The organism is Erythrobacter sp. EC-HK427, assembly GCF_902498745.1.
Classification (GTDB): Bacteria; Pseudomonadota; Alphaproteobacteria; order Sphingomonadales; family Sphingomonadaceae; genus Alteraurantiacibacter.
This window is the reverse complement of sequence record NZ_LR701479.1, coordinates 2,974,050-2,993,704: the sequence shown is the minus strand read 5'-3', so window position 1 is coordinate 2,993,704 and position 19,655 is coordinate 2,974,050. Positions and strand designations below refer to the sequence as shown.

21 protein-coding genes are annotated in these 19,655 nt (G+C 63.9%); 13 read left to right on the top strand and 8 right to left on the bottom strand.

The window, feature by feature from the left end:
- Positions 1-47: 47 nt before the first annotated feature.
- Together GC121_RS14635 and ndk are read left to right on the top strand one after the other, a co-directional pair.
- Positions 48-536 carry a hypothetical protein gene (locus GC121_RS14635; RefSeq protein WP_151975417.1) on the top strand — a complete coding sequence of 163 codons (489 nt, stop codon included), beginning with the start codon at positions 48-50 and terminating at the stop codon, positions 534-536.
- Positions 537-627: 91 nt separating this feature from the next.
- A complete protein-coding gene (ndk, locus tag GC121_RS14630; protein WP_151975416.1) occupies positions 628-1,050 on the top strand; it encodes a nucleoside-diphosphate kinase in 423 nt (140 codons plus the stop codon).
- Positions 1,051-1,146: 96 nt separating this feature from the next.
- Here ndk and GC121_RS14625 read toward each other — a convergent pair whose 3' ends face one another.
- Genes GC121_RS14625 through purM form a run of 3 tightly spaced genes read right to left on the bottom strand, consistent with a single transcriptional unit; the run spans position 1,147 to position 4,421 of the window.
- Positions 1,147-2,316 (bottom strand): sulfotransferase, encoded by a 1,170-nt coding sequence (locus tag GC121_RS14625; protein ID WP_199857886.1) that lies wholly within the window; start codon positions 2,314-2,316, stop codon positions 1,147-1,149.
- Between the two features lie 40 nt (positions 2,317-2,356).
- Complete coding sequence (gene purN, locus GC121_RS14620) at positions 2,357-3,331, bottom strand: phosphoribosylglycinamide formyltransferase (RefSeq protein ID WP_151975414.1); 975 nt, start codon at positions 3,329-3,331, stop codon at positions 2,357-2,359.
- Complete coding sequence (purM, locus tag GC121_RS14615; protein ID WP_151975413.1) at positions 3,324-4,421, bottom strand: phosphoribosylformylglycinamidine cyclo-ligase; 1,098 nt, start codon at positions 4,419-4,421, stop codon at positions 3,324-3,326. Before purM ends, purN begins: the two co-directional genes overlap by 8 nt.
- A 69-nt stretch (positions 4,422-4,490) precedes the next feature.
- Here purM and GC121_RS14610 point away from each other — a divergent pair, with 69 nt between their 5' ends.
- From GC121_RS14610 to GC121_RS14595, 4 genes are read left to right on the top strand one after another with little or no spacing between them, the layout of a single operon-like run.
- A complete protein-coding gene (locus GC121_RS14610; RefSeq protein ID WP_151975412.1) occupies positions 4,491-5,774 on the top strand; it encodes a heavy-metal-associated domain-containing protein in 1,284 nt (427 codons plus the stop codon).
- Between the two features lie 13 nt (positions 5,775-5,787).
- Positions 5,788-6,393 (top strand): ATPase, encoded by a 606-nt coding sequence (locus tag GC121_RS14605; RefSeq protein ID WP_151975411.1) that lies wholly within the window; start codon positions 5,788-5,790, stop codon positions 6,391-6,393.
- Positions 6,394-6,423: 30 nt separating this feature from the next.
- Positions 6,424-7,149 (top strand): serine O-acetyltransferase EpsC, encoded by a 726-nt coding sequence (gene epsC, locus GC121_RS14600; protein WP_151975410.1) that lies wholly within the window; start codon positions 6,424-6,426, stop codon positions 7,147-7,149.
- Positions 7,149-7,508: a DUF2794 domain-containing protein gene (locus GC121_RS14595; protein WP_151975409.1), complete on the top strand. Its 360-nt coding sequence runs from the start codon at positions 7,149-7,151 to the stop codon at positions 7,506-7,508. Before epsC ends, GC121_RS14595 begins: the two co-directional genes overlap by 1 nt.
- Here GC121_RS14595 and GC121_RS14590 read toward each other — a convergent pair.
- The 3 genes from GC121_RS14590 to GC121_RS14580 form a co-directional block, all read right to left on the bottom strand.
- Positions 7,505-8,671 carry a hypothetical protein gene (locus GC121_RS14590; RefSeq protein ID WP_151975408.1) on the bottom strand — a complete coding sequence of 389 codons (1,167 nt, stop codon included), beginning with the start codon at positions 8,669-8,671 and terminating at the stop codon, positions 7,505-7,507. The genes GC121_RS14595 and GC121_RS14590 overlap by 4 nt on opposite strands.
- Positions 8,672-8,753: 82 nt before the next feature.
- Complete coding sequence (locus tag GC121_RS14585; protein ID WP_234421285.1) at positions 8,754-9,371, bottom strand: DUF4328 domain-containing protein; 618 nt, start codon at positions 9,369-9,371, stop codon at positions 8,754-8,756.
- Positions 9,372-9,498: 127 nt separating this feature from the next.
- Positions 9,499-10,173, bottom strand: a complete 675-nt coding sequence (locus GC121_RS14580) for an HAD-IA family hydrolase (RefSeq protein WP_151975406.1) — start codon at positions 10,171-10,173, stop codon at positions 9,499-9,501.
- Positions 10,174-10,234: 61 nt separating this feature from the next.
- On the opposite strand from GC121_RS14580, the gene glmU reads away from it, so the two are divergent.
- From glmU to GC121_RS14550, 6 genes are all read left to right on the top strand, one after another.
- The gene (gene glmU / locus GC121_RS14575) at positions 10,235-11,593 is read left to right on the top strand and encodes a bifunctional UDP-N-acetylglucosamine diphosphorylase/glucosamine-1-phosphate N-acetyltransferase GlmU (RefSeq protein WP_151975405.1); all 1,359 of its coding nucleotides are present in this window, start codon (positions 10,235-10,237) and stop codon (positions 11,591-11,593) included.
- On the top strand, positions 11,590-11,901 hold the full coding sequence (locus GC121_RS14570; RefSeq protein WP_151975404.1) for a hypothetical protein: 312 nt from the start codon (positions 11,590-11,592) through the stop codon (positions 11,899-11,901). The genes glmU and GC121_RS14570 overlap by 4 nt, the downstream gene beginning before the upstream one ends.
- A 40-nt stretch (positions 11,902-11,941) precedes the next feature.
- Positions 11,942-12,316, top strand: a complete 375-nt coding sequence (locus GC121_RS14565; protein WP_151975403.1) for a ribbon-helix-helix domain-containing protein — start codon at positions 11,942-11,944, stop codon at positions 12,314-12,316.
- On the top strand, positions 12,313-12,693 hold the full coding sequence (locus GC121_RS14560) for a PIN domain-containing protein (RefSeq protein WP_151975402.1): 381 nt from the start codon (positions 12,313-12,315) through the stop codon (positions 12,691-12,693). Before GC121_RS14565 ends, GC121_RS14560 begins: the two co-directional genes overlap by 4 nt.
- A 16-nt stretch (positions 12,694-12,709) precedes the next feature.
- On the top strand, positions 12,710-14,533 hold the full coding sequence (gene glmS / locus GC121_RS14555; RefSeq protein WP_151975401.1) for a glutamine--fructose-6-phosphate transaminase (isomerizing): 1,824 nt from the start codon (positions 12,710-12,712) through the stop codon (positions 14,531-14,533).
- Positions 14,534-14,606: 73 nt separating this feature from the next.
- Positions 14,607-16,955, top strand: a complete 2,349-nt coding sequence (locus GC121_RS14550; protein ID WP_199857885.1) for a bifunctional diguanylate cyclase/phosphodiesterase — start codon at positions 14,607-14,609, stop codon at positions 16,953-16,955.
- A 248-nt stretch (positions 16,956-17,203) separates the two neighbouring features.
- On the opposite strand, the gene purQ is transcribed toward GC121_RS14550, so the two are convergent.
- Positions 17,204-17,875, bottom strand: a complete 672-nt coding sequence (gene purQ / locus GC121_RS14545; RefSeq protein ID WP_151975400.1) for a phosphoribosylformylglycinamidine synthase subunit PurQ — start codon at positions 17,873-17,875, stop codon at positions 17,204-17,206.
- Positions 17,875-18,108, bottom strand: coding sequence for a phosphoribosylformylglycinamidine synthase subunit PurS (gene purS / locus GC121_RS14540; protein ID WP_151975399.1), 234 nt, complete (start codon positions 18,106-18,108; stop codon positions 17,875-17,877). The genes purQ and purS overlap by 1 nt, the downstream gene beginning before the upstream one ends.
- Positions 18,109-18,380: 272 nt before the next feature.
- On the opposite strand from purS, the gene GC121_RS14535 reads away from it, so the two are divergent.
- Complete coding sequence (locus GC121_RS14535; protein ID WP_151975398.1) at positions 18,381-19,595, top strand: alpha/beta fold hydrolase; 1,215 nt, start codon at positions 18,381-18,383, stop codon at positions 19,593-19,595.
- Positions 19,596-19,655 lie beyond the last annotated feature (60 nt).

The window sequence follows — 19,655 nt, the reverse complement described above, 5'->3', positions numbered from 1 at the left end:
AGCGCGGAACGTGATGCTTTGCCAGCACAACCATTCGAGGGGGAATCATGCGCAATCTTGTCATTGTAACGCTCGGCCTGACGCTTGCCGCCTGCGGAGGCAGCGATAGCGGTACGATCGAAACCGAAGACGGCACTGTCGAATACGAAACCGAGCGCAGCGGGGGCAATTCCGAAATGCGCATTACCGATAACGAGGGCAATGAAGTCGTCGTCAATTCGGGCGAAGGCGTCGCCGCCAGCTTGCCTGACGGCTTTACTGTCTATCCCGGAGCCGAAGTCGTCTCCAGCACGGTGATGAACGGCACCGAGGGACAAGGCAGCATGACGATGATGACCAGCAGCGACACGCCCGAACAAATGGTCGCCCATGTCCGGCGCGAGGCGGAAGCTGCAGGCTTTTCCATCGAAATGGAAATGACCAGCAACGAAACCATGATGATCGGTGGCGAGGGGCCGGACGGCACCGCCTTCAGCTTCAATGTGAGCCGATCCGGTGACGAATCGAGCGGTATGCTGATTGTCGGGCGCGAGTAGTTGCCGCAACCAGCGGGCTTGCCCGCACCGCCGGGGAAGGCTAGGGGCGCGCGCAACACGCAACCCCTCGTTACATCCAAAGGAAACTCCCATGGCGGTTACCCGCACCTTTTCGATCATCAAGCCCGATGCCACCAAGCGCAACCTGACTGGCGCGGTCACCAAGAAGCTGGAAGACGCTGGCCTGCGCGTCGTTGCGTCGAAGCGCATCCGCATGAGCCAGGAACAGGCCGAAGGCTTCTACGCCGTGCACAAGGAACGCCCCTTCTTCGGTGAACTCGTCGAATTCATGATGAGCGAGCCGGTGGTGGTGCAGGTGCTCGAAGGCGAAGACGCTGTTGCCAAGAACCGCGAAGTCATGGGCGCGACCAACCCCGCCGAAGCCGCCGAAGGCACGATCCGCAAGGAATTCGCGCTGTCGATCGGCGAAAACTCGGTGCACGGTTCGGACAGCGAGGAAAACGCCGCCATCGAAATCGCTTACTTCTTCAGCAACGACGAAATCGTCGGCTAATTCGGCCACTTAACTGCCGTTCTTCACAAGGCGGCGCGAACCCGGGCGGTTTTCGGCAAAGCCGGAACGCCTGCGGATCGCGCCGCTTTTTGTGGCCTAGTCCGCGTCGAAACAGGCGACCTGTGCCGCGTGTTCCGTGTGCGGTGAATGGCAGGCGCGCCTTTGTTCGGCCTGCATTGCCGCCAAGGCTTTGGGCGAGAGCGTCAGGCCGAGATCGGCATAGATGCGCGCCACTGCCGCTTCCCAATCCTTGTCCAGATCGCGGAAATCGACATCCGCCACCGGCCCGGTAAAGGCGGCGCGTGCTTCTGCCATCCGTTCCTGCCGCAGCGCGATCTTGCGCTGCACTTCGCTGCGGATCCAGTCGATGCAGGGCGTGTCCGACTGGATCGTCATCTGGTTCGCCACCAGCGAAGCGGAGCTTGCGGCGAGATCGTCCTGGCAACGCTTGGTCATCACCAGCCGCGCTTCGGGGAATTGCTCCAGCAGCGCGGGCAAATCCTCGGCGAATTGCGGCACTTTGAGCACGCGCGGCTGCATCGCATTGCCGTGGAAATGCGCATCGGTGCGCAGGATGCGGGCAAATTCGCGGTAAACGGGCGCGGGATCGCGCGCTTCCGACCATGCCGAGAAGGACGGAATGCGCCACTGCGCTTCATAGGCGCAATGATCGAGCGCGCAGGCGAGCCAGCCCAATTCCTCGTCCGCTCGCGTCACCCCGAACGGGTGGATCGAATCGAGCCACGGATCGAGCGTGCGCGCCGCCAGCAGCGACAGCGCCGACCATGCAGGGCGCGTATCGGGCCTGCGCGGCACCGGCAGCCAGCTATCGCAAAAGCGGGTGGCGGCGTGCGCCGGATCGGCGGCGAGCAGGCGGTGCACCCGCGTCGTCCCGCTGCGCATCTGGCCGACCACAATGATCGGCGGAGCCATGGGATGAGCGAGCACGTCGGGCGTGCTCGCCCACAATGCGCCCAGTTCCAGGCGCTGGCGGATGACCCGCACAAGCTGACCATGGGCAATGGTGAGGCCAAGCGAATTGAGCCGCGCTTCGGCTTGCAGCGCGTGGGTGAGAGCGATCAACCGTTCGCGGAAATCGGCGACATCCTGCGCGCTGCGCCCGCCCGCTTCGCCTGCCGCAGGCGAATCCTTGAGCGCCTTCTCCCACAACACAGCCGGATCGAGCGACGGCTTGTTCGCAAAGCCGCGCTCCCACAGGCTTTCCAGCCAGCGATTGGCGCGCTCCACGTGTGGCGAGCGCGCCAAGGGGTGCGGGCGCGCCGGTGGCTTGGTGAATGGCATTGGGCTAAAATTCGTCCGCAATATCGAGCATCCGGGTCAGCCGCTTGGGTGCCACGCTGCGCCAACTGCGCTGCAGCCACTCGGCGACATTCTCCCAATCAACGCCCGGACGGTTCAGAATGATCCCGACCCACCCGCTCGCTCCGTAATAGGCGGGCTTGAAATAGGTGTCCGGCGCGGTTTCGGTCAGGCCGACCACTTCGTCTACGCCGCTGGTTTTGACAAGCACAGCGATATGGCGGCTTCCGTGATGCTGATCGTTAAAATGGGCGAAGAACTTGCCGCTGTTGCCGCCGGTGCGGAAGCCGGGGGAGCCGTGGCTTTCGCGTTCCTCCGCTTCGGGCAGCGCCAGCGACAGCGCGCGCACCTTCTCGAACAGCCAGTCGGCGCGGTATGCGCGCCCGACATAATCGGCGAGGCAGCGCGGATAGAGCTGGTATTCGGCCAGAATCACCCGCCGGGCGAGGCTGTCTGCCCTGTCATCGGGCAGAATCGCTACCGGCATCTGCCCCAACACCGGCCCGCTATCCAACTCCGGCGTTACCAGATGGACGGTGCATCCGCCAAAGGGATCACCTGCATCAATTGCGCGCTGATGTGTGTCGAGACCCTTGTATTTGGGCAGCAGCGAGGGGTGGGTGTTGACCATGCGGCCTTCCCATCGCTGCACGAAATCCCCGGTCAGAATGCGCATATAGCCGCAAAAGGCGAGATATTCCGCGCCGCTTTCCCGCAAGGCGGCGTCCATGATCGCCTCATGCTCTTCACGCTCCAGCCCCTTATGCGAATGGGCGAAGGTGGCGATCCCTTCGGATGCGGCGATGGCGAGGCCCGGCGCGTCGGGATTGTTCGAGGCGACGAGCACGATTTCGTAGGGGCAGTCCTCCAGCCGCGACTGGAACAACAGCGCGGACATGGTGGTGCCATTGCCGGAAAGCAGGCACGCGACCTTGGCTTTCCGCACTGGCGTGTCAGACATTGTGTGTGGCCGCCCAATCGGCCTTCGCCGCCCAAGTGCCACGGCAGCCGCGCACGGTGCAGCCACGCAGGCCTTCGACGACACGACCGACTTGGCCGAAGCTGTATTCGTCCTGCGGCAACCGGTCTATCACGGCGGCGAAATTGTCTTCCGAGACAGCGAGCACCATGCCCACATCGCAATTGAAGGTGCGCGCCATTTCCTCCGGCTCGATATTGCCCTGCGCCTGCAGGAACGCCATGAGACCGGACTGGTCCCAAACGTCGGCGTCGATTTCGGCATGGGCGCCTTCGGGCAGAATGCGGGGAATGTTCTCCAGCAATCCGCCGCCGGTGATATGCGCCAAGCCGTTGATCAGCCCGGCGCGAATGATCGGGAGGAGGCTGGCGACATAAATCCGCGTCGGCTCCATCAGCGCGTCGATCAGCAGGCGTTCCTGATCGAACAGGGCCGGGCGATCGAGCTTCCAGCCTTTGTCCGCCGCCAGCCGCCGTACGAGCGAATAGCCGTTCGAATGCACGCCTGAACTGGCGAGGCCGATCAGCACGTCGCCCGGGCGCACCCGCTCTCCCGTCAACTGCTCGCCGCGCTCCACCGCGCCGACGCAGAAACCGGCAAGGTCGTAATCGCCATCGGCATACATTCCGGGCATTTCCGCCGTCTCGCCGCCGATTAGCGCGCATCCGGCCTGCTTGCAGCCCTCCGCTATGCCCGCGATCACCCGCTCGGCGACGCCATTGTCGAGCTTGCCGGTGGCGAAATAGTCGAGGAAGAACAGCGGCTCTGCACCCTGCACGATCAGATCGTTGACGCACATGGCGACCAGATCGATGCCCACCGTATCGTGCCGGCCGCTATCGATGGCCAGCTTCAGCTTGGTGCCAACGCCATCATTGCCTGCCACCAGCAGCGGGTCTTTGTACCCCGCCGCCTTGGGATCGAAGAAACCGCCAAAGCCGCCGATCTCGCCATCCGCGCCGGGGCGCATCGTGGCTTTGACCAGCGGGCCGATGGCTTTTACCAGCCGGTTGCCCGCCGCGATGGAAACACCCGCCTGTTCGTAGGTGTAGGAGGTATCGTTTGCGCTCATACGCACCGCCATACGCATTCGCGCTTGGATTTCCACTCGGCTTTGGGCAAAAGGCCTTCGATTTCCCCCATGAGCACACTTTCTCTCCCCTTCCGCCCGCTTGCTAAGCCTTCGCCCGCCCTGATCGGGGGGATCGGCTTTGCTGTTCTGTTGCTGGTCGCGATTGCTTCGTTGATGGCGCAGGTCTCGGGTGAACGCGGGATCGCGCCGGTGGCGAGCAGCACCGATATCCAGGTCAACGGCATTGAAGTGAACGTGACCGGAGACAGTCCGGAAGATGCGCGCTCGAACGGCTGGCGGCAGGCGCAGCGCATGGCGTGGGAGCAGCTGGGCGGGCCTTCCATCGATGATTCCCGGCTCGAATCGCTGGTGTCGGCCATCGTGGTCGAGCGCGAGGCCATCGGGCCGCGCCGTTATGTCGCCACGCTGGGCGTGATTTTTGACCGGCAGCGGGCAGGGGCCTTGCTTGGTTCGTCAGGCGCGCGAGCGCGCTCTGCACCGATGCTTACTCTGCCGGTGCTGGTTGCGGGCGGCACGCAGACGATGTTTGAAGTGCGCAATCCGTGGCAGCGGGCTTGGGCGGAATACCAGTTCGGCAGCAGCGCGATCGATTACGTGCGGCCTTCGGGCGCGGGCGAAGAATCGCTGCTGCTTACCTTTGGGCAGACCCAGCGCCGTAGCCGCGCATGGTGGAACACTGTGCTCGACCGGTTTAGCGCCGCCGATGTGATCGTGCCGATTGCCAATCTCAGCTGGGATTATCCCGGCGGCCCTGTCACCGGGCGCTTCACTGCGCGTTACGGCCCCGACAATATCTACCTCGACAGCTTCACCCTGCGCGCGCCCAATGCAGAAGCCTTGCCCGCCATGCTGACCGAGGCGGTGGAGCGGTTTGACGGGATTTATACCGATGCACTCGCTTCCGGTCGCCTGCGCCCAGATCCGACGCTTTCGCTCGGCAATGTCGAGCTGAGCCCCGAAATCCGTGCGCTGCTGGAACAGGCGCGGCGCGGGGAAGATGCGGCGGCAGCGCCTGCCAGCGGTGGTGACGAAGCTGGTGCGGCGACAGATACGCCCACGGATGAGGCAACCGCAACCGAGCAACCGGCTGCAACGGCCGCCACCTATGTGGTGCAGGTCGCAACGCCCGACCCGGCATCGTTCGATACGGCGCTTTCCAACCTGCGGGGCACGCCGGGTGTCAGCGGGGTGTCGGTCACGTCGACCGCCATTGGCGGTGCTTCGGTTCTGCGTGTGACCTATACCGGCGACATCTCTGCATTGGCAGCGGCATTGCGCTCGCGCGGCTGGGCGGTGAATGAAGGGGCGAATGCGCTCGGCATTTCGCGCTAGGGTGCGGTGCGCCATGGAGCAGATTGCCCTTCCTCTCACCACCGCGAGCGGCCCCGCGCAAATCGTGCTGGGGAACGCCAATGCGCATGTCGCAGAGGCGCTGCTGGCCCCGGAAAGCTGGCCGTTCCGCACCGCCGTGCTCACCGGCCCACCGCGTTCGGGCAAATCCTTGTTCGCGCGCTGGTTTGCGGAAAGCGGCAAGGGCGCAGCGCTGGACGATGCACAGGCTATGGACGAGGATGCCGTGTTCCACCGCTGGAACCGCGCGCAGGAAGAAGGCACGCCGCTGCTCATCATCGGGGGCGAGCCGCCGTGGACTATCCGCCTGCCCGATTTGAAGTCACGCCTTGGCGGGTCGCTCCAACTCGATATCGGCCTGCCCGATGACGAGATGGCGCGCGACTTGCTGTTCTCGCTGGCGGCGGAGTGCGGCCTGCCGCTGCCGCACGATGCTGCCGATTATCTGATCCCGCGCGCCACCCGCTCGCAGGCCGATCTGGAAAAGCTGGTGGCGACAATCGACCGCTTGTCTCTGGAAAGAAAGGCCCCACCTCATCAGGGAATCTGGCGCGCCGCGCTGGAAGCGGTCCACGGGCCGGACGAGCCGACCTTGCTTTGAGCGGGTTTTGATGGAAAACCGGAGTTTGCCATGTTTGATCGGCTGATCAGCTATCTGGACTCGATCCACGCCCGCGATCCCGCGCCGCGCTCGCGCTGGGAAATTCTGTTCTATCCCGGCGTGCTGGCACTTGGCCTGCATAGGGTGGCGCACTGGCTATTCGAGGCGGAGATGTTTTTCCTCGCCCGTATGGTCAACCATTTCAGCCGTTTCCTCACCGCCATCGACATCCACCCTGGCGCGAAGATCGGGAAGAACTTCTTTATCGATCACGGCTTTACGGTGATCGGGGAAACGGCGGAGATTGGCGACAATGTCACCATTTACCAATGTGTGACATTGGGCGGCACCAATCCCACCAACGGCGTGGGCGGCAAGCGCCATCCGACGCTGATGGACAATGTGATTATCGGTTCCGGCGCGCAGATTATCGGCCCGATCACCGTGGGTGAACGCGCGCGCGTGGGGGCCAATGCGGTGGTGACCGACAATGTGCCCGATGGCGCGACGATGATCGGCCTCAAGGCCCGCTCCACGCTGGTGCCCGCCGACGAATGGCTGCGCGAATTTATTCCCTACGGCACGCCCTGCGATGATCCGTGCGAGGAGGGTCCCGGGCGTGACTGCATCGAGAAGCTGGAACGCGACCTCGCTGACCTGCGCGCCGAGATGGCGGCGTTGCGCAACAACTTGCCTACTCCTGACACAGCCGCGCCGGTTCCGGTGGCGAAGCGCAAGACGGGTACCAAGGCATAATGGGGCTGCCGCCGACAGGGCCCAATATCGTCAGCTTTCCCGGCCTGCGCCCGCCCGCCCAGATCGGGTTTGACCGGCACGAGCTGACGCGCATTCTCGATCTGTATGGCCGCATGGTCGCCGCTGGCGAGTGGCGCGATTACGCGATGGATTTCGACAAGGACTGCGCCACCTTCGCCGCCTTTCGCCGCACCGCCGAGGTTCCGCAAATGCGGCTGGAAAAACGCCCTGCACTGCGGGGTAGGCAGGGGATGTGGACGCTGTTTGGCGAGCAAGGGCAAGTGCTGAAACGCGGCCACGAACTGGCAGGCGTGCTCGCCCCGCTGGAACGGCGGCTGGTCAAGGTGGTGGACGCTTAGGCCGAAACCGCAACCACCGATGTCGCCGGAAGGTGTGCGGCCAGGTCTTCTGGCAGCTTCTCCACCACCGCCTTTCGGATCGTGCTCCAGAACGCGCTCAGCGTCAGCAGTGCCGATCCGATCACCAAGGCCGTTAGCGCGAAAGTCAGCTCCACCGCGCCAAAACGATCGAACAGGAATGTCAGCGCGATCAGCACATAGGCGAGGGCGGAGACGAGCAGTGCCCGCCGGTCGATGGTGAGCGCTACGAGGCCAAACACCACATACACTGCCAGCACGCCCAAGGCTGCGCCGACGCCCAGCGCCTCATTCTCCGTCACACCGAGCAGGTGGAAGACCGGATGCGCAATCATCGGTGCGGCGAGCAAATGCAGCCAGAAGGCAACATCGCTGCGGCGCGTGGAGCGCGACGGATCGCTCATGTCCCAGCGCATGGCGAAAGCGAAGACTGCGAGGCCTGCGACGAAGACGAGCGAGAGCATGATCGTCTCCATATTCTCGCGGTTCGGCCCGATAGCAGCCGCTATCAGCGCGACCAGCGTTCCGGCAATCGCCGCCGCTCCCGCCGCCACGGTGATCGGCACCATAAAGCGCTTCCAATGCAGCCAAGCGCCGCCTGCGCTGAGCAATGCTCCCCCGGCGATTACAAGAGGCGCCAGACGGTCATTTCCGTTGACCACGGCCGCTATCCCGAAGCCGACCGCACAGGCAAAAATGCCGCCGACGAAAGCCAAGAGCAGGATAATACTCGGCAGCGCCATCCGCCGTTTACGGGTGAAAAACTCTGCCAGCGGCCAAGCTGTCGCCGCGACCAAAGCTCCGCCAAGAGCGACCGAAAGTCCGTCTCGCAAGTTGGAGTAAACGGCAAACTCTTCCGCCATCTCGCCTTCGAGATCCCAGAAGCTCAGGCCCACCATGTCGGGGTAGAAGCCGCCCGCAACCGCTCCTGCAATCGCCTGCCCTATAGCGCCCATCGCCACCAGCATGATCACCACGCCGATCGCGACGAAAATATCGTTGAAACCGTTGATGAGACGGAAATTTTCCTCGTCCCCCAGCGGCACCTGCCGTGCATTCGCCACATAGGCGCGCAGCGCGTCGGCGGACTCCGATGTGATCGCCCCGCCCGCAACCGCGTCGCGCAGATCCTGCTCGCTATACATTGCTCTTCCCTTTTATACCCTTGGGCAAAAGGTAGCGAGCTGTATTACATTGTCAATACAGTGAGGTGCGATGTCGCTGCAATCAGGCGAAGACGTCGCTCTGGCTCTGATGCGCGCCATTGACCTGCGCATAGGTGACCTTGGTAACGATTTGCGCAAGATACCACGCCGATCCGGCAAGGAAGGTGTAGAGCAGTATGCTTAGCCCCAGCCATCCCCAGATCGGCATAATGACATGGACGAACTGGATCGAGTCCACAAAGACATAGCCGACAATCACCGAGAACATCAGCAACGCCGCCCAATTGCACGCCGCCCAGCTGGTGACATCGCCCGCGGGGATCGCGGCGTGCCAGTCGCTCTCGCCGTGGCTGCGATTATACAGCTCTCGTGTCGAGGCGAAGGGCACGTAGAGATTGATGAAGGGGATGAAGAAGGAAGCGGTCGCCCAGCCGGGTTGGTAATTCAGCCCTTGCACGCGGCTGTCATGCAGGTGCGAATGCGCCGCGTGAACCCACAGCGCGACCAGCACGATGGCGGCGAGGAAGACGAGCAGCTGGATAATCCCCAGGCCCCATGCGGCAAAGCCGATGATCGCCGCGCTGCTGCTCAGCATCAGATCGGGGACGGCCAGAGCGGTCAGCTGCATCAGGATCAGCATCGCGCAGGTGCCGACAAAGATCAAAAGGACAATGCGCAACAACGCGCCTAGCGACGCCAATCCGTGCGAGGACATACTCACGACGCGAATCCCCTGATTACAGCCCTGTTTTTGGTAGACTGCCGCGAATGTGGGCCGGTGCCAAGGTGTAAAACATGCTGTTTCCTCAGCTTAGCTTTCTGAGCGCATCGGGCAGTTCGCCTAGATGGTCGATCACCGCGTCCGCGCCCAATTCGGCCAGCGGCACATCGTGATAGCCGAAGGAGCACGCCACCACCGGCACCCCCGCCGCGCGTCCGGCGCGCATATCGTAGGTCGAATCGCCTACCATCGCCGCGCGGCCGGCGCCGCAATCCCGTGTGGCTGCGTGGAGCATATCGGGCGCGGGCTTGGCGTTTTCCCGCCCCAGCGTGTCCCCGCCATAGATCGCGGTGAAGCGCCGCGTCATATCGAGCGCATCGAGCAATTGCCGCGCGGGCTTTTCCGACTTGTTGGTACAGATCGCCAGCTTCACGCCTTCTTCAATCAGCGCGTCGAGCATTTCGAGGCAGCCTTCAAACGGCACCGTATTGGTGGTGATATTCGCCCAGTAATGCGCCAGCAGCGCCTCCATGAGGCGGGCGTAGTCGGCCTGCGCCACCATGCCGCCGGTCGCCTCCAGCGCGCGGGTGAGCATCATATCGGTGCCGCCGCCGATCATGTTGCGCGTCGCATCCTCGCTCACCGGGCCGCGCCCGATCACGCTGAGGGCGTGATTGACCGCAGGGCACAGGTCGCGCGCGGAATCGACCAGCGTGCCATCAAGGTCGAACAGGACGATATCGAAGGGAAAATTGCTCATCGCGCCGGGGCAATAGAGAGCGATATGGAAACCGCAACAAATTGCTGGCAAAGCGCACGCCATGAGTGAAAAACGCCCCATCGCCGCCATCATCCTCGCCGCCGGAAAAGGCACGCGGATGCAGAGTTCCCGCCACAAAGTGCTGCACGAAGTGGGCGGGCGCGCGATGATCGAACACCTGCTGGCCAATGTCGAGGCGCTGGAGCCTGCGCATCTGGTCACCATTGTCGGCGAATCGCGCGAGCAATTGCACGATGCGCTGGGGGATCGCTGCGCCTTTGCCGTGCAGGAGCCGCAACTGGGCACCGGCCACGCGGTGCAGCAGGCACAGGCGGCTCTGGCAAGGTTCGATGGCGATGTGCTGGTGCTCTATGGCGATGTGCCCTTCGTTAGCACCGCGACCATGCAGGCGATGATCGAACGGCTCAACGCAGCCGATGCGCCCGCCGCTGTGGTGCTGGGCTTCGAACCCGAAGACCCGCTGCGCTACGGCCGCGTGATCGCGGAGGCAGGGCAGATCGTCAAAATGGTCGAGTGGAAGGATGCCAGCGAGGGCGAGCGCGCCTGCACCTTGTGCAATTCGGGCCTGCTGGCGGCGCGGTCGGACAATCTCTTCGCGCTGCTGGGCCGCGTGTCGAACAGCAATGCGCAGGCCGAATATTATCTCCCCGATATCGTCAATATCGCCATCACCGACGGGCATAGTTGTGCAGTGGTTGTCACCCCTTCGCCTGACGAAGTCACCGGCATTAACTCACGTGCTGAACTGGCGGCGGCAGAAGCGCAATGGCAGGCGCTGAAACGGCGGGAGGCGATGGAGGCTGGCGTCACCCTGCGCGCGCCCGAAACCGTGTTCTTTAGCTGGGACACCGAAATCGCGCCCGATGTGACGGTTGATCCGCATGTCGTGTTCGGCCCCGGCGTCACGGTGGCCAGCGGCGCGCATATCAAGGCGTTCAGCCATCTCGAAGGCGCGCGCGTGGGCGAGGACTGCGAGGTCGGCCCCTATGCCCGCCTGCGCCCCGGCGCGGTGATGGAAAAGGGCAGCAAGGTCGGCAATTTCGTCGAGATGAAAAAGGCCGTGCTGGGCGAAGGCGCAAAGGCCAACCACCTCACCTATATCGGCGATGCGACCGTGGGCGCAGGCGCGAATATCGGTGCTGGCACGATCACCTGCAATTATGATGGCTATTTCAAATACCAAACCGTGATCGGCGAGCGGGCCTTTATCGGCTCCAACTCCTCGCTGATTGCGCCAGTGAAGATCGGCGCGGATGCGATTGTTGCGGCGGGCAGCGCGGTCAGCCGCGATGTCGATGCGGGCGAACTGCGGATGGTGCGCGCCGAACAGCTGGTGAAACCGGGCTGGGCCGACCGCTTCCACGATGCGATGAAGAAGAAGAAAGCGGCGGGCAAGTGAGCGACCGCTACGACGGCAAGCCGTTCCTGCGGCTGCTCGATTCCTACGTGCTCGACGCTATCGGTGCGCTGGATGATGCCAATGCGGCTTGGCTGACCGCGTCGGAACCGCATTTGCGCGCCACCTATGGCGGGGAGGGGAGCTGGCAGGCGATTGTCGCCGCGCAGATGCAGTTTCCGGCGGGAATGCAGGATGCGATCCGGCAATTGTGGGAAAGCGGCAGAGCGCGTTTCGCGGCGGCGGGGCAGGGGGAGCCTGATCCGGTGATGTTTGCGATCACCTTCGTCGATCAGAAATTCCCCCATTAGGCCTTGCAATGATATCATGATATGATATCAGTATATCACTATGGCACGCGTACTCGCAGATCTTCCCGATGACGACATCGAATGGCTCGACAAGCTCGCCAAGGAGCAGGGGAAGAGCCGTGCCTCGCTGCTGCGCGAAGCGGTGAGCGCTTACCGGGCGGAGCAGCCTTCTGCCGACACTGACTGGATCGATGCGGCCTTCGGGCTTTGGACGCGCGATGGCACCGCTTTTGACGCGAAGGAATACGAGCGCAAGCGAAGGGCCGAATGGACGCGCTATTGGGACGATGATTACGAAGAGGTTCGCGCCGAATCGCCCGATATGTTCGACGAGGAGGATGACCGGCAGCGCCAGATCTACCTCGATATGCTCGCCGGAAAACATCCCGAACCGAAGTCTGGCAAGCTGAAGTGAGCGGTTTCAGCTTCGACGCCAATATCCTGATCGACGCGCTGGCGGGGCATCCGCTGGCGCGCGCCGAGCTGAAGCGCGCGGTCTCACAAGGTGCCCGGCCATGGATCAGCCGCATGGCATGGGTCGAAGTGCTCTCGAAAGGTGACGAGACAATTGTGCGGGAAACGCAAAACTTCCTGATGCGCTTCGGCGTCGACGAAATTGACGAGGAAATCGCGGCGCGCGCTGCCGCCCTTCGCCGCGAACGGCCGCGGCTCAAATCGCCCGATGCCATCATCCTGGCCACCGCGCTTACCCGCGGCCGGGTTCTGGTTACACGAAATACCAAGGATTTTCCGGCAAATATGCCGGGTATCCGAGTCCCCTATACTCTCTGACAGGAACCCCTCCCCAATGTGCGGAATCATCGGAATAGTCGGCAAGGAAGCAGTCGCAGCGCGCTTGGTCGAAGGGCTGCGGCGGATGGAATATCGCGGCTATGACAGCGCGGGCGTCTGCACCGTGCATGAAGGCGCGCTGGTGCGCCGCCGGGCGGAGGGCAAGCTGTTCAACCTGGCGACCGAGCTGGAGCGCAACCCTGCGCCGGGCACAATCGGCATCGCGCACACCCGCTGGGCCACCCACGGCGCGCCCACGGCAAAGAACGCCCACCCGCACGCTACCGGCGAGATCGCGCTTGTCCACAATGGCATTATCGAGAATTTCCGCACGCTGCGTGCCGAGCTGGAAGGCCGGGGCCGCGTGTTCGAAAGCGAGACCGACACCGAAGTGGTGGCGCATCTGGTGTCGGAAGAAGTGGAGCAGGGCGCATCGCCGCAAGAGGCGGTGAAAGCTGTGCTGCCGCGCCTGCGCGGTGCCTTTGCGCTTGCCATCGCGTTTCGCCAGCACCCCGATATGCTGATCGGCGCACGGCTCGGTTCGCCGCTCGTGGTCGGCTATGGCGAGGGGGAAACCTATCTGGGCTCGGACGCGCTGGCGCTTGCGCCGCTCACCCAGAAGATCGCCTATCTCGAAGAAGGCGACTGGGTGGTCATCACCAAGGATGGCGCGCAGATTTTTGACCGCGATAACAACGCGGTGGAGCGCGAAGTTACGACATCGGGCGCGTCTGCCGCCGCCATCGAGAAGGGGCCGTACCGCCACTTCATGCAGAAGGAGATTTTCGAGCAGCCGACCGTCGTCGCGCAGACGCTTGCCTCGTATATCCGGCGCGAGGATAACACGGTGGCGCTGCCGCAGATCGACTTCGATCTGGCGGGGATCAACCGCGTCACCATTGTGGCGTGCGGAACATCCTTTTACGCGGGGATGGTCGCCAAATACTGGTTCGAGCAATTTGCCCGCTTGCCGGTCGATATCGATGTGGCGAGCGAGTTCCGCTACCGCGATCCGGTGCTGGAGGCAGGCGGGCTCGCGCTGTTTATCAGCCAGAGCGGCGAGACGGCAGACACGCTGGCAGCTTTGCGCCATTGCAAGGAGCACGGGCAGACCATCGCGGTCGTCGTCAACGTCCCCACCAGTTCGATGGCGCGCGAGGCGGATCTGCTGCTGCCGACCCATGCCGGACCGGAAATCGGCGTCGCCTCCACCAAGGCCTTCACCTGCCAGCTGGCCGTGCTGGCGGCGCTGGCGGCGCATATGGCGGTGAAGCGCGGGCGGATCGACAAGGCGGAGGAGGCGGATATCGTCCGCCATCTGATCGAAGCGCCCGCGGCGCTCAACGCCGCGCTGGCGCATGACCAGGACATTGCCGGTATGGCGCATCTGATCGCTCCTGCGCGCGATGTGCTGTATCTGGGGCGCGGAGCGGACTTCCCGTTGGCCTTGGAAGGTGCGCTGAAATTGAAGGAAATCAGCTATATCCACGCCGAAGGCTATGCCTCGGGCGAAATGAAGCACGGCCCCATCGCGCTGATCGACGAAGCGGTGCCGGTGATCGTCCTCGCACCGTCCGGCCCGCTGTTCGAAAAGACCGTGTCCAATATGGAAGAGGTGCGCGCGCGTGGCGGCAAGGTGGTGCTGATTTCGGATGCTGCTGGCATTGCCGAGGCGGGCGAGGGCTGCATGGCGACTATCGAGATGCCGCAAGTCCACCCGCTGATCGCCCCGCTGGTTTACGCCGTGCCGGTGCAATTGCTCGCCTATCATGTCGCTGTGGCCAAGGGCACCGATGTCGACCAGCCGCGCAATCTCGCCAAATCGGTGACGGTGGAGTAGTTATACTTGTAAAATCTGGCGGTTCTTTACAGCCTTTACCCGGTAGCAACCATTCCCTGCTTAATGCAGAGGCGTGAACAAGAACCCGACCGGCCTCCCGAAACTTCCGCTGCGTTTGACTGCGGCGCAAGTTATCGGCTTGCGTGACCCCGCCGAGGGGGATTGGGCGCGCCTGCGCACCTTGCAATATTGCGAACTCCATAAGGCCAGCCGTGTTCGGCTGGCCGCGCATGGCATCGCCGGGATCATGGCGGTGACGCTGTATCTGGGCACTCTGCCCGCTTGGCTGCTCGCGGGCTGGCTGCTGTTGACGGTCGGCACGATTTTCAACGTTGGCCGGTTGAACCGGCGCTTCGCCGATATCGAACGGCGTTCGATCACCAAGCTGGAGTTCCGCCAGCACGCGGGCGCAGTTGCCCTATGCGCGGTGCCGTGGGTGGTGGCGCTGCTGTTCTTTGTGCCGCAGGGTAGCGCGGCGCAGCATTTCGGGCTGTGGACGCTGGCCGCCATGCTGATCGCGGGGAGCGCGGCCACCAACGCCTCGCCGCCAGTCGCCACCGTGGTGTTCGACCTTGTGGTGGGCGTTGCCGGGGCCGCTTCCTTTATCATCACCGGCGAATATCTGTTCGCGGTTGCCAGTCTCGCCTTTGTGGCGACGATTGTGGCGGGCGCGCTGGGATCGGCGCGGATGAACCTTTCTGCGCGCATTGCCGAAGCAGGGGTTGCCGAGAAGGACGAGGTCGTCTCGCTGCTGCTGCGCGAATTCGAGGAAAAGGAATCCGATTGGCTATGGCAGGTCGATAATAACCGCCGCCTGCGCTCGGTCAGCCCGCGCTTCGCCTTTGCGCTGGGCCGCGAGCCGGGCGATGTCGAGGGCGAACGCTTTATCCGCCTGATCGCCGGGCACACATTCGACAACGGCGAAGTGCCGCGCAGTCTGCACGATCTGGCCGAACGGCTGAAGCGCCGCGAGAGCTTCTCCAACCTGCTGGTGCAAGTGCATATCGGCGAGGACATGCGCTGGTGGGAGCTTTCGGGCACGCCGATGCGCGATGCCTCGGGCAATTATATCGGCTTCCGCGGGGTCGGTTCGGATGTGACCGAACAGCGCGAAAGCGACGAAAAGATCGCCTACCTCGCGCGCTATGACACCCTGACGGGCCTGCCCAACCGCCTGATGCTCACCGAAGCGCTCGCCGAAGCGATGCGCTATTCGGAGCAGTGGCGCACGCGCTGCGCCTTCCTGATGATCGACCTCGACCGGTTCAAGCAGGTGAACGATTCGCTCGGCCATCTGGTGGGCGACCGCTTGCTCGAACGCGTCGCCGAACGCCTGCAACAGGTCTGCACCGATAACGAGCAATGCGGGCGACTGGGCGGCGACGAGTTTGCGGTGGTGATCCGCGAGGCGAGCGACCACACCCGCGTTGACCGCGTGGCCGAGACGATTATCGAACACCTCTCGCATCCCTACGTCGTCGATAACCACACGCTCTATATCGGCGCGAGTGTCGGCTCGGCAGTCGGCCCGCGTGACGGGCAGAGTGTCGAAATGCTGATGCGCAATGCCGATCTGGCGCTCTACCGTTCGAAGGACGAGGGCGGGGGTGTGCACCGCACATACCAGCCCTCGCTCCACGCCGATGCGGAAGAGCGCCGCACGCTCGAATTGTCGCTGCGCAATGCCATCGCGCAGGGCGAGTTGGAAGTGCACTACCAGCCGGTGGTGAATGCCAAGACCGAGCAAGCAGTGAGCTTTGAAGCCCTACTGCGCTGGAACAGTGCGGATCATGGCCCGGTCAGCCCCGCCAAGTTCATTCCGCTTGCCGAAGAAACGCGGCTGATCGTGCCCATAGGGCGCTGGGTGCTGCACGAGGCGTGCAAGCAGGCGATGCGCTGGCCGCAGGATATCAAGGTTGCGGTCAACGTTTCGGGCGAACAGCTGCTCGAACCCGATTTCCCCAGAACCATCGTGGAGGCGCTGACGGCCACCGGTCTGCCGCCGCACCGCTTGGAAGTCGAAGTGACCGAAAGCGTCTTCCTGCGCGATGCGCGGATTGCCAACCAGACGCTGGAAGCGATCATGGCGCTGGGCTGTTCGATCGCGCTCGACGACTTCGGGACGGGCTACTCCTCGCTCGGTTACCTGCGCGATCTGCGCTTCTCGACGATCAAGGTTGACCGCAGCTTTGTGCAGGGCGCGGTGAAGGACAGTCCGGAAAGCCTTGCGATTATCCGCGCGGTGGTGGCGATGGCGCAGTCGCTGGAAATGTCGACCACCGCCGAGGGCGTGGAGACGGCTGACCAGGCGGATCTGATCCGCGAACTGGGCTGCACCAAGATCCAGGGCTACTATTTCGGTCGCCCGATGAACGCCACCGAAGCCCATTCGCTGGTGGTGAAACGGCGGCACGCGGCGTAGTTGGCTTTGCGAAGCGGCATCCGTCGCTTCGTCCTCGCTAGACGCGCTCCGCTCTGCTGCGCGCCCGCTGCGGGCGGGCGGTCGCCCTTGTGGCCCTTCGGGCCGTTGCCGCCAATCGCAATTCTCGGGCGCGCAGCGACCGACCGAGCGCACGCGCGCGACCCGCAGGTGCCGCGTAGCGGGAGCGAAGCCCCCGCGAAGCGAATTGCACCGAGGACGAACCCGCGGATGCGGGTTCGAAACGACAACTAACCGCTAGCGAGAACTCCCAAAACACTCTCGAACAATCGCCGTCCGTCGCTGCCGCCCTGCGCATCCTCGATCGCGCGTTCGGGGTGGGGCATCATGCCGAGCACATTGCCGGCCGCGTTCAGCACGCCCGCGATACGCCGCTGCGAGCCATTGACGTCCTCGCCATAGCGGAACGCCACGCGGCCTTCGCCTTCCAGCCGGTCCAGCGTCGCGTCATCGGCGAAGTAATTGCCATCGTGATGCGCCACCGGAATGCGGATCGTCTCGCCCGCCGCATAGGCGCTCGTGAACACGCTATCGGCATTCTCCACAACCAGCGGCACGGTGCGGCAGATGAAGGTCTGCCCGGCATTGCGCATCAGCGCGCCCGGCAGCAGCCGCGCCTCGGTCAACACCTGGAAGCCGTTGCATACGCCCAGCACCGGCACGCCGCGCTCTGCCGCCGCGATCACGCTGCGCATGATCGGCGAATTGGCCGCCATCGCGCCGCTGCGCAGATAGTCGCCATAGGAGAAGCCGCCAGGCAGCGCGATGAAGTCCAGCCCCTCGGGCAAATCGGCATCGCCATGCCATACCTTAACCGGATCGCGCCCCGAGACATCGCGCAGCGCAACCCACATATCGCGGTCGCAATTGGAGCCGGGGAAGGTGACGACGGCGGTTTTCATTACGCGACCTTCTCGATCGCGTAATTCTCGATCACGGTGTTCGCGAGCAGCTTCTCGCACATCTCGGCGAGCGCCGCATCGGTCGTGTCATCCGCCACTTCAAGTTCGATCAGCCGCCCGATCCGCACATCGGCGACGCCTGCAAAACCGAGGCCCTCCAGCGCGTGATGCACCGCGCGGCCCTGCGGATCGAGAACGCCGGGTTTGAGCGAGACGTGGATGCGGACTTTCATGCGGGCGGCCTTTCGCGGCTGGGGCTTGCGGACTGCGCGCAGCCTATGGCGAAAGCGCCCGCGAACGGCAAGAGGGAGCGCGGGCGAATACCCAGCACGATGGCTTGGCGACACTGTTGCAAAGCGCGCAACCTGATACACCTGTTACACAGTCCTAGGGCAAAGATTCCGCGCTGCATTGGGCGAGAGGCGAAACCGTGGGAGAAGAGGGAGCGAATGGTCTGCATGAGACGCGGCTTGCTCCATCGGGCAGCCTGTAGGAAAGCGAACAGATGATCGGAACCGAGACATTCACTTTCACCGGCGCGGACGGGCAGAGGCTTGACGGGCGGCTGGAAAAGCCGCTCTACACGCAGCCGCGCGGTGCGGCGATTTTCGCGCATTGCTTCACCTGCACCAAGCAGAGCCGGGCGGCGACTTTGGTCGCATCGGCGCTGGCGGCGAAGGGCATCGCGGTGCTGCGCTTCGATTTCACGGGGCTGGGCGGGAGCGAGGGCGACTTCGCCGAGGCAGGTTTCGCCAGCAATATCGACGATTTGGTCGCCGCAGCGGAAGCGCTCGACGCGGCGGGTCTGCCGCCCGTCCTGCTGGTCGGCCATTCGCTGGGCGGCGCGGCGGTGATCGCGGCGGCGGAGCGCATTCCCTCTGCCTGCGCGGTGGCGACCATCGGTGCGCCGTTCGATGCCGCGCATGTGTTCCACCATTTCGGCGAGGCGGTGGAGGAAATCGAACGCGCAGGGCGCGCTGCCGTCTCCATCGCCGGGCGCGAATTCACCATCAGCCGCGACTTTCTGGAACAGGGGCGCGGGCAGCCGCAGGCCGAGCGATTGGCGCGGCTGGGCAAGGCGCTGCTGGTGCTCCACGCGCCGGGTGACGAGACCGTGGGCATCGAAAACGCCAGCGCGATTTTCAGCGCCGCCAAACATCCCAAGAGCTTCGTCTCGCTCGACCATGCCGACCATCTGCTGACCGATCCCGAACGCGCGCGCTTTGCCGCAGACATGATCGCCGCTTGGGCGGGGCCGCATCTCTCCGAACTGGCGCAGCCGCAGGGCGAGTTGGCGGGGACGGTCGAAGTGAGCACGGCTGGCGGCAAATTCGCACAATGGGTGCGCACCCCCCACCACGCCTTTATCGCCGACGAGCCGGTGCGCGTTGGCGGGCGTGACGACGGGCCGACGCCCTACGATCTGCTGCTCGGCGCGCTGGGAGCCTGCACGGCGATGACGCTGCAAATGTACGCAGAGCGCAAGGGCATCCCGCTGACGAGCGTGCGGGTCGATCTCGAACATTGGCGCGACCACCACACCGATTGCATGGACTGCGAACGCGGCGGGGAGCCTTTGCAAGTGATCGACCGTGCGATTGAATTGACCGGCGATCTCACTCCCGAACAGCGCGCACGGTTGATGGAAATTGCCGACAAATGTCCTGTTCACAGGACGATAGAGGGCGATTTGCATATCCATTCTACGCTGGTGGGGTAAGCGGAAACTTAAAGGAACCGACCGTCCTGAGCCTGTCGAAGGACTGCTTTTTCTTCTGAC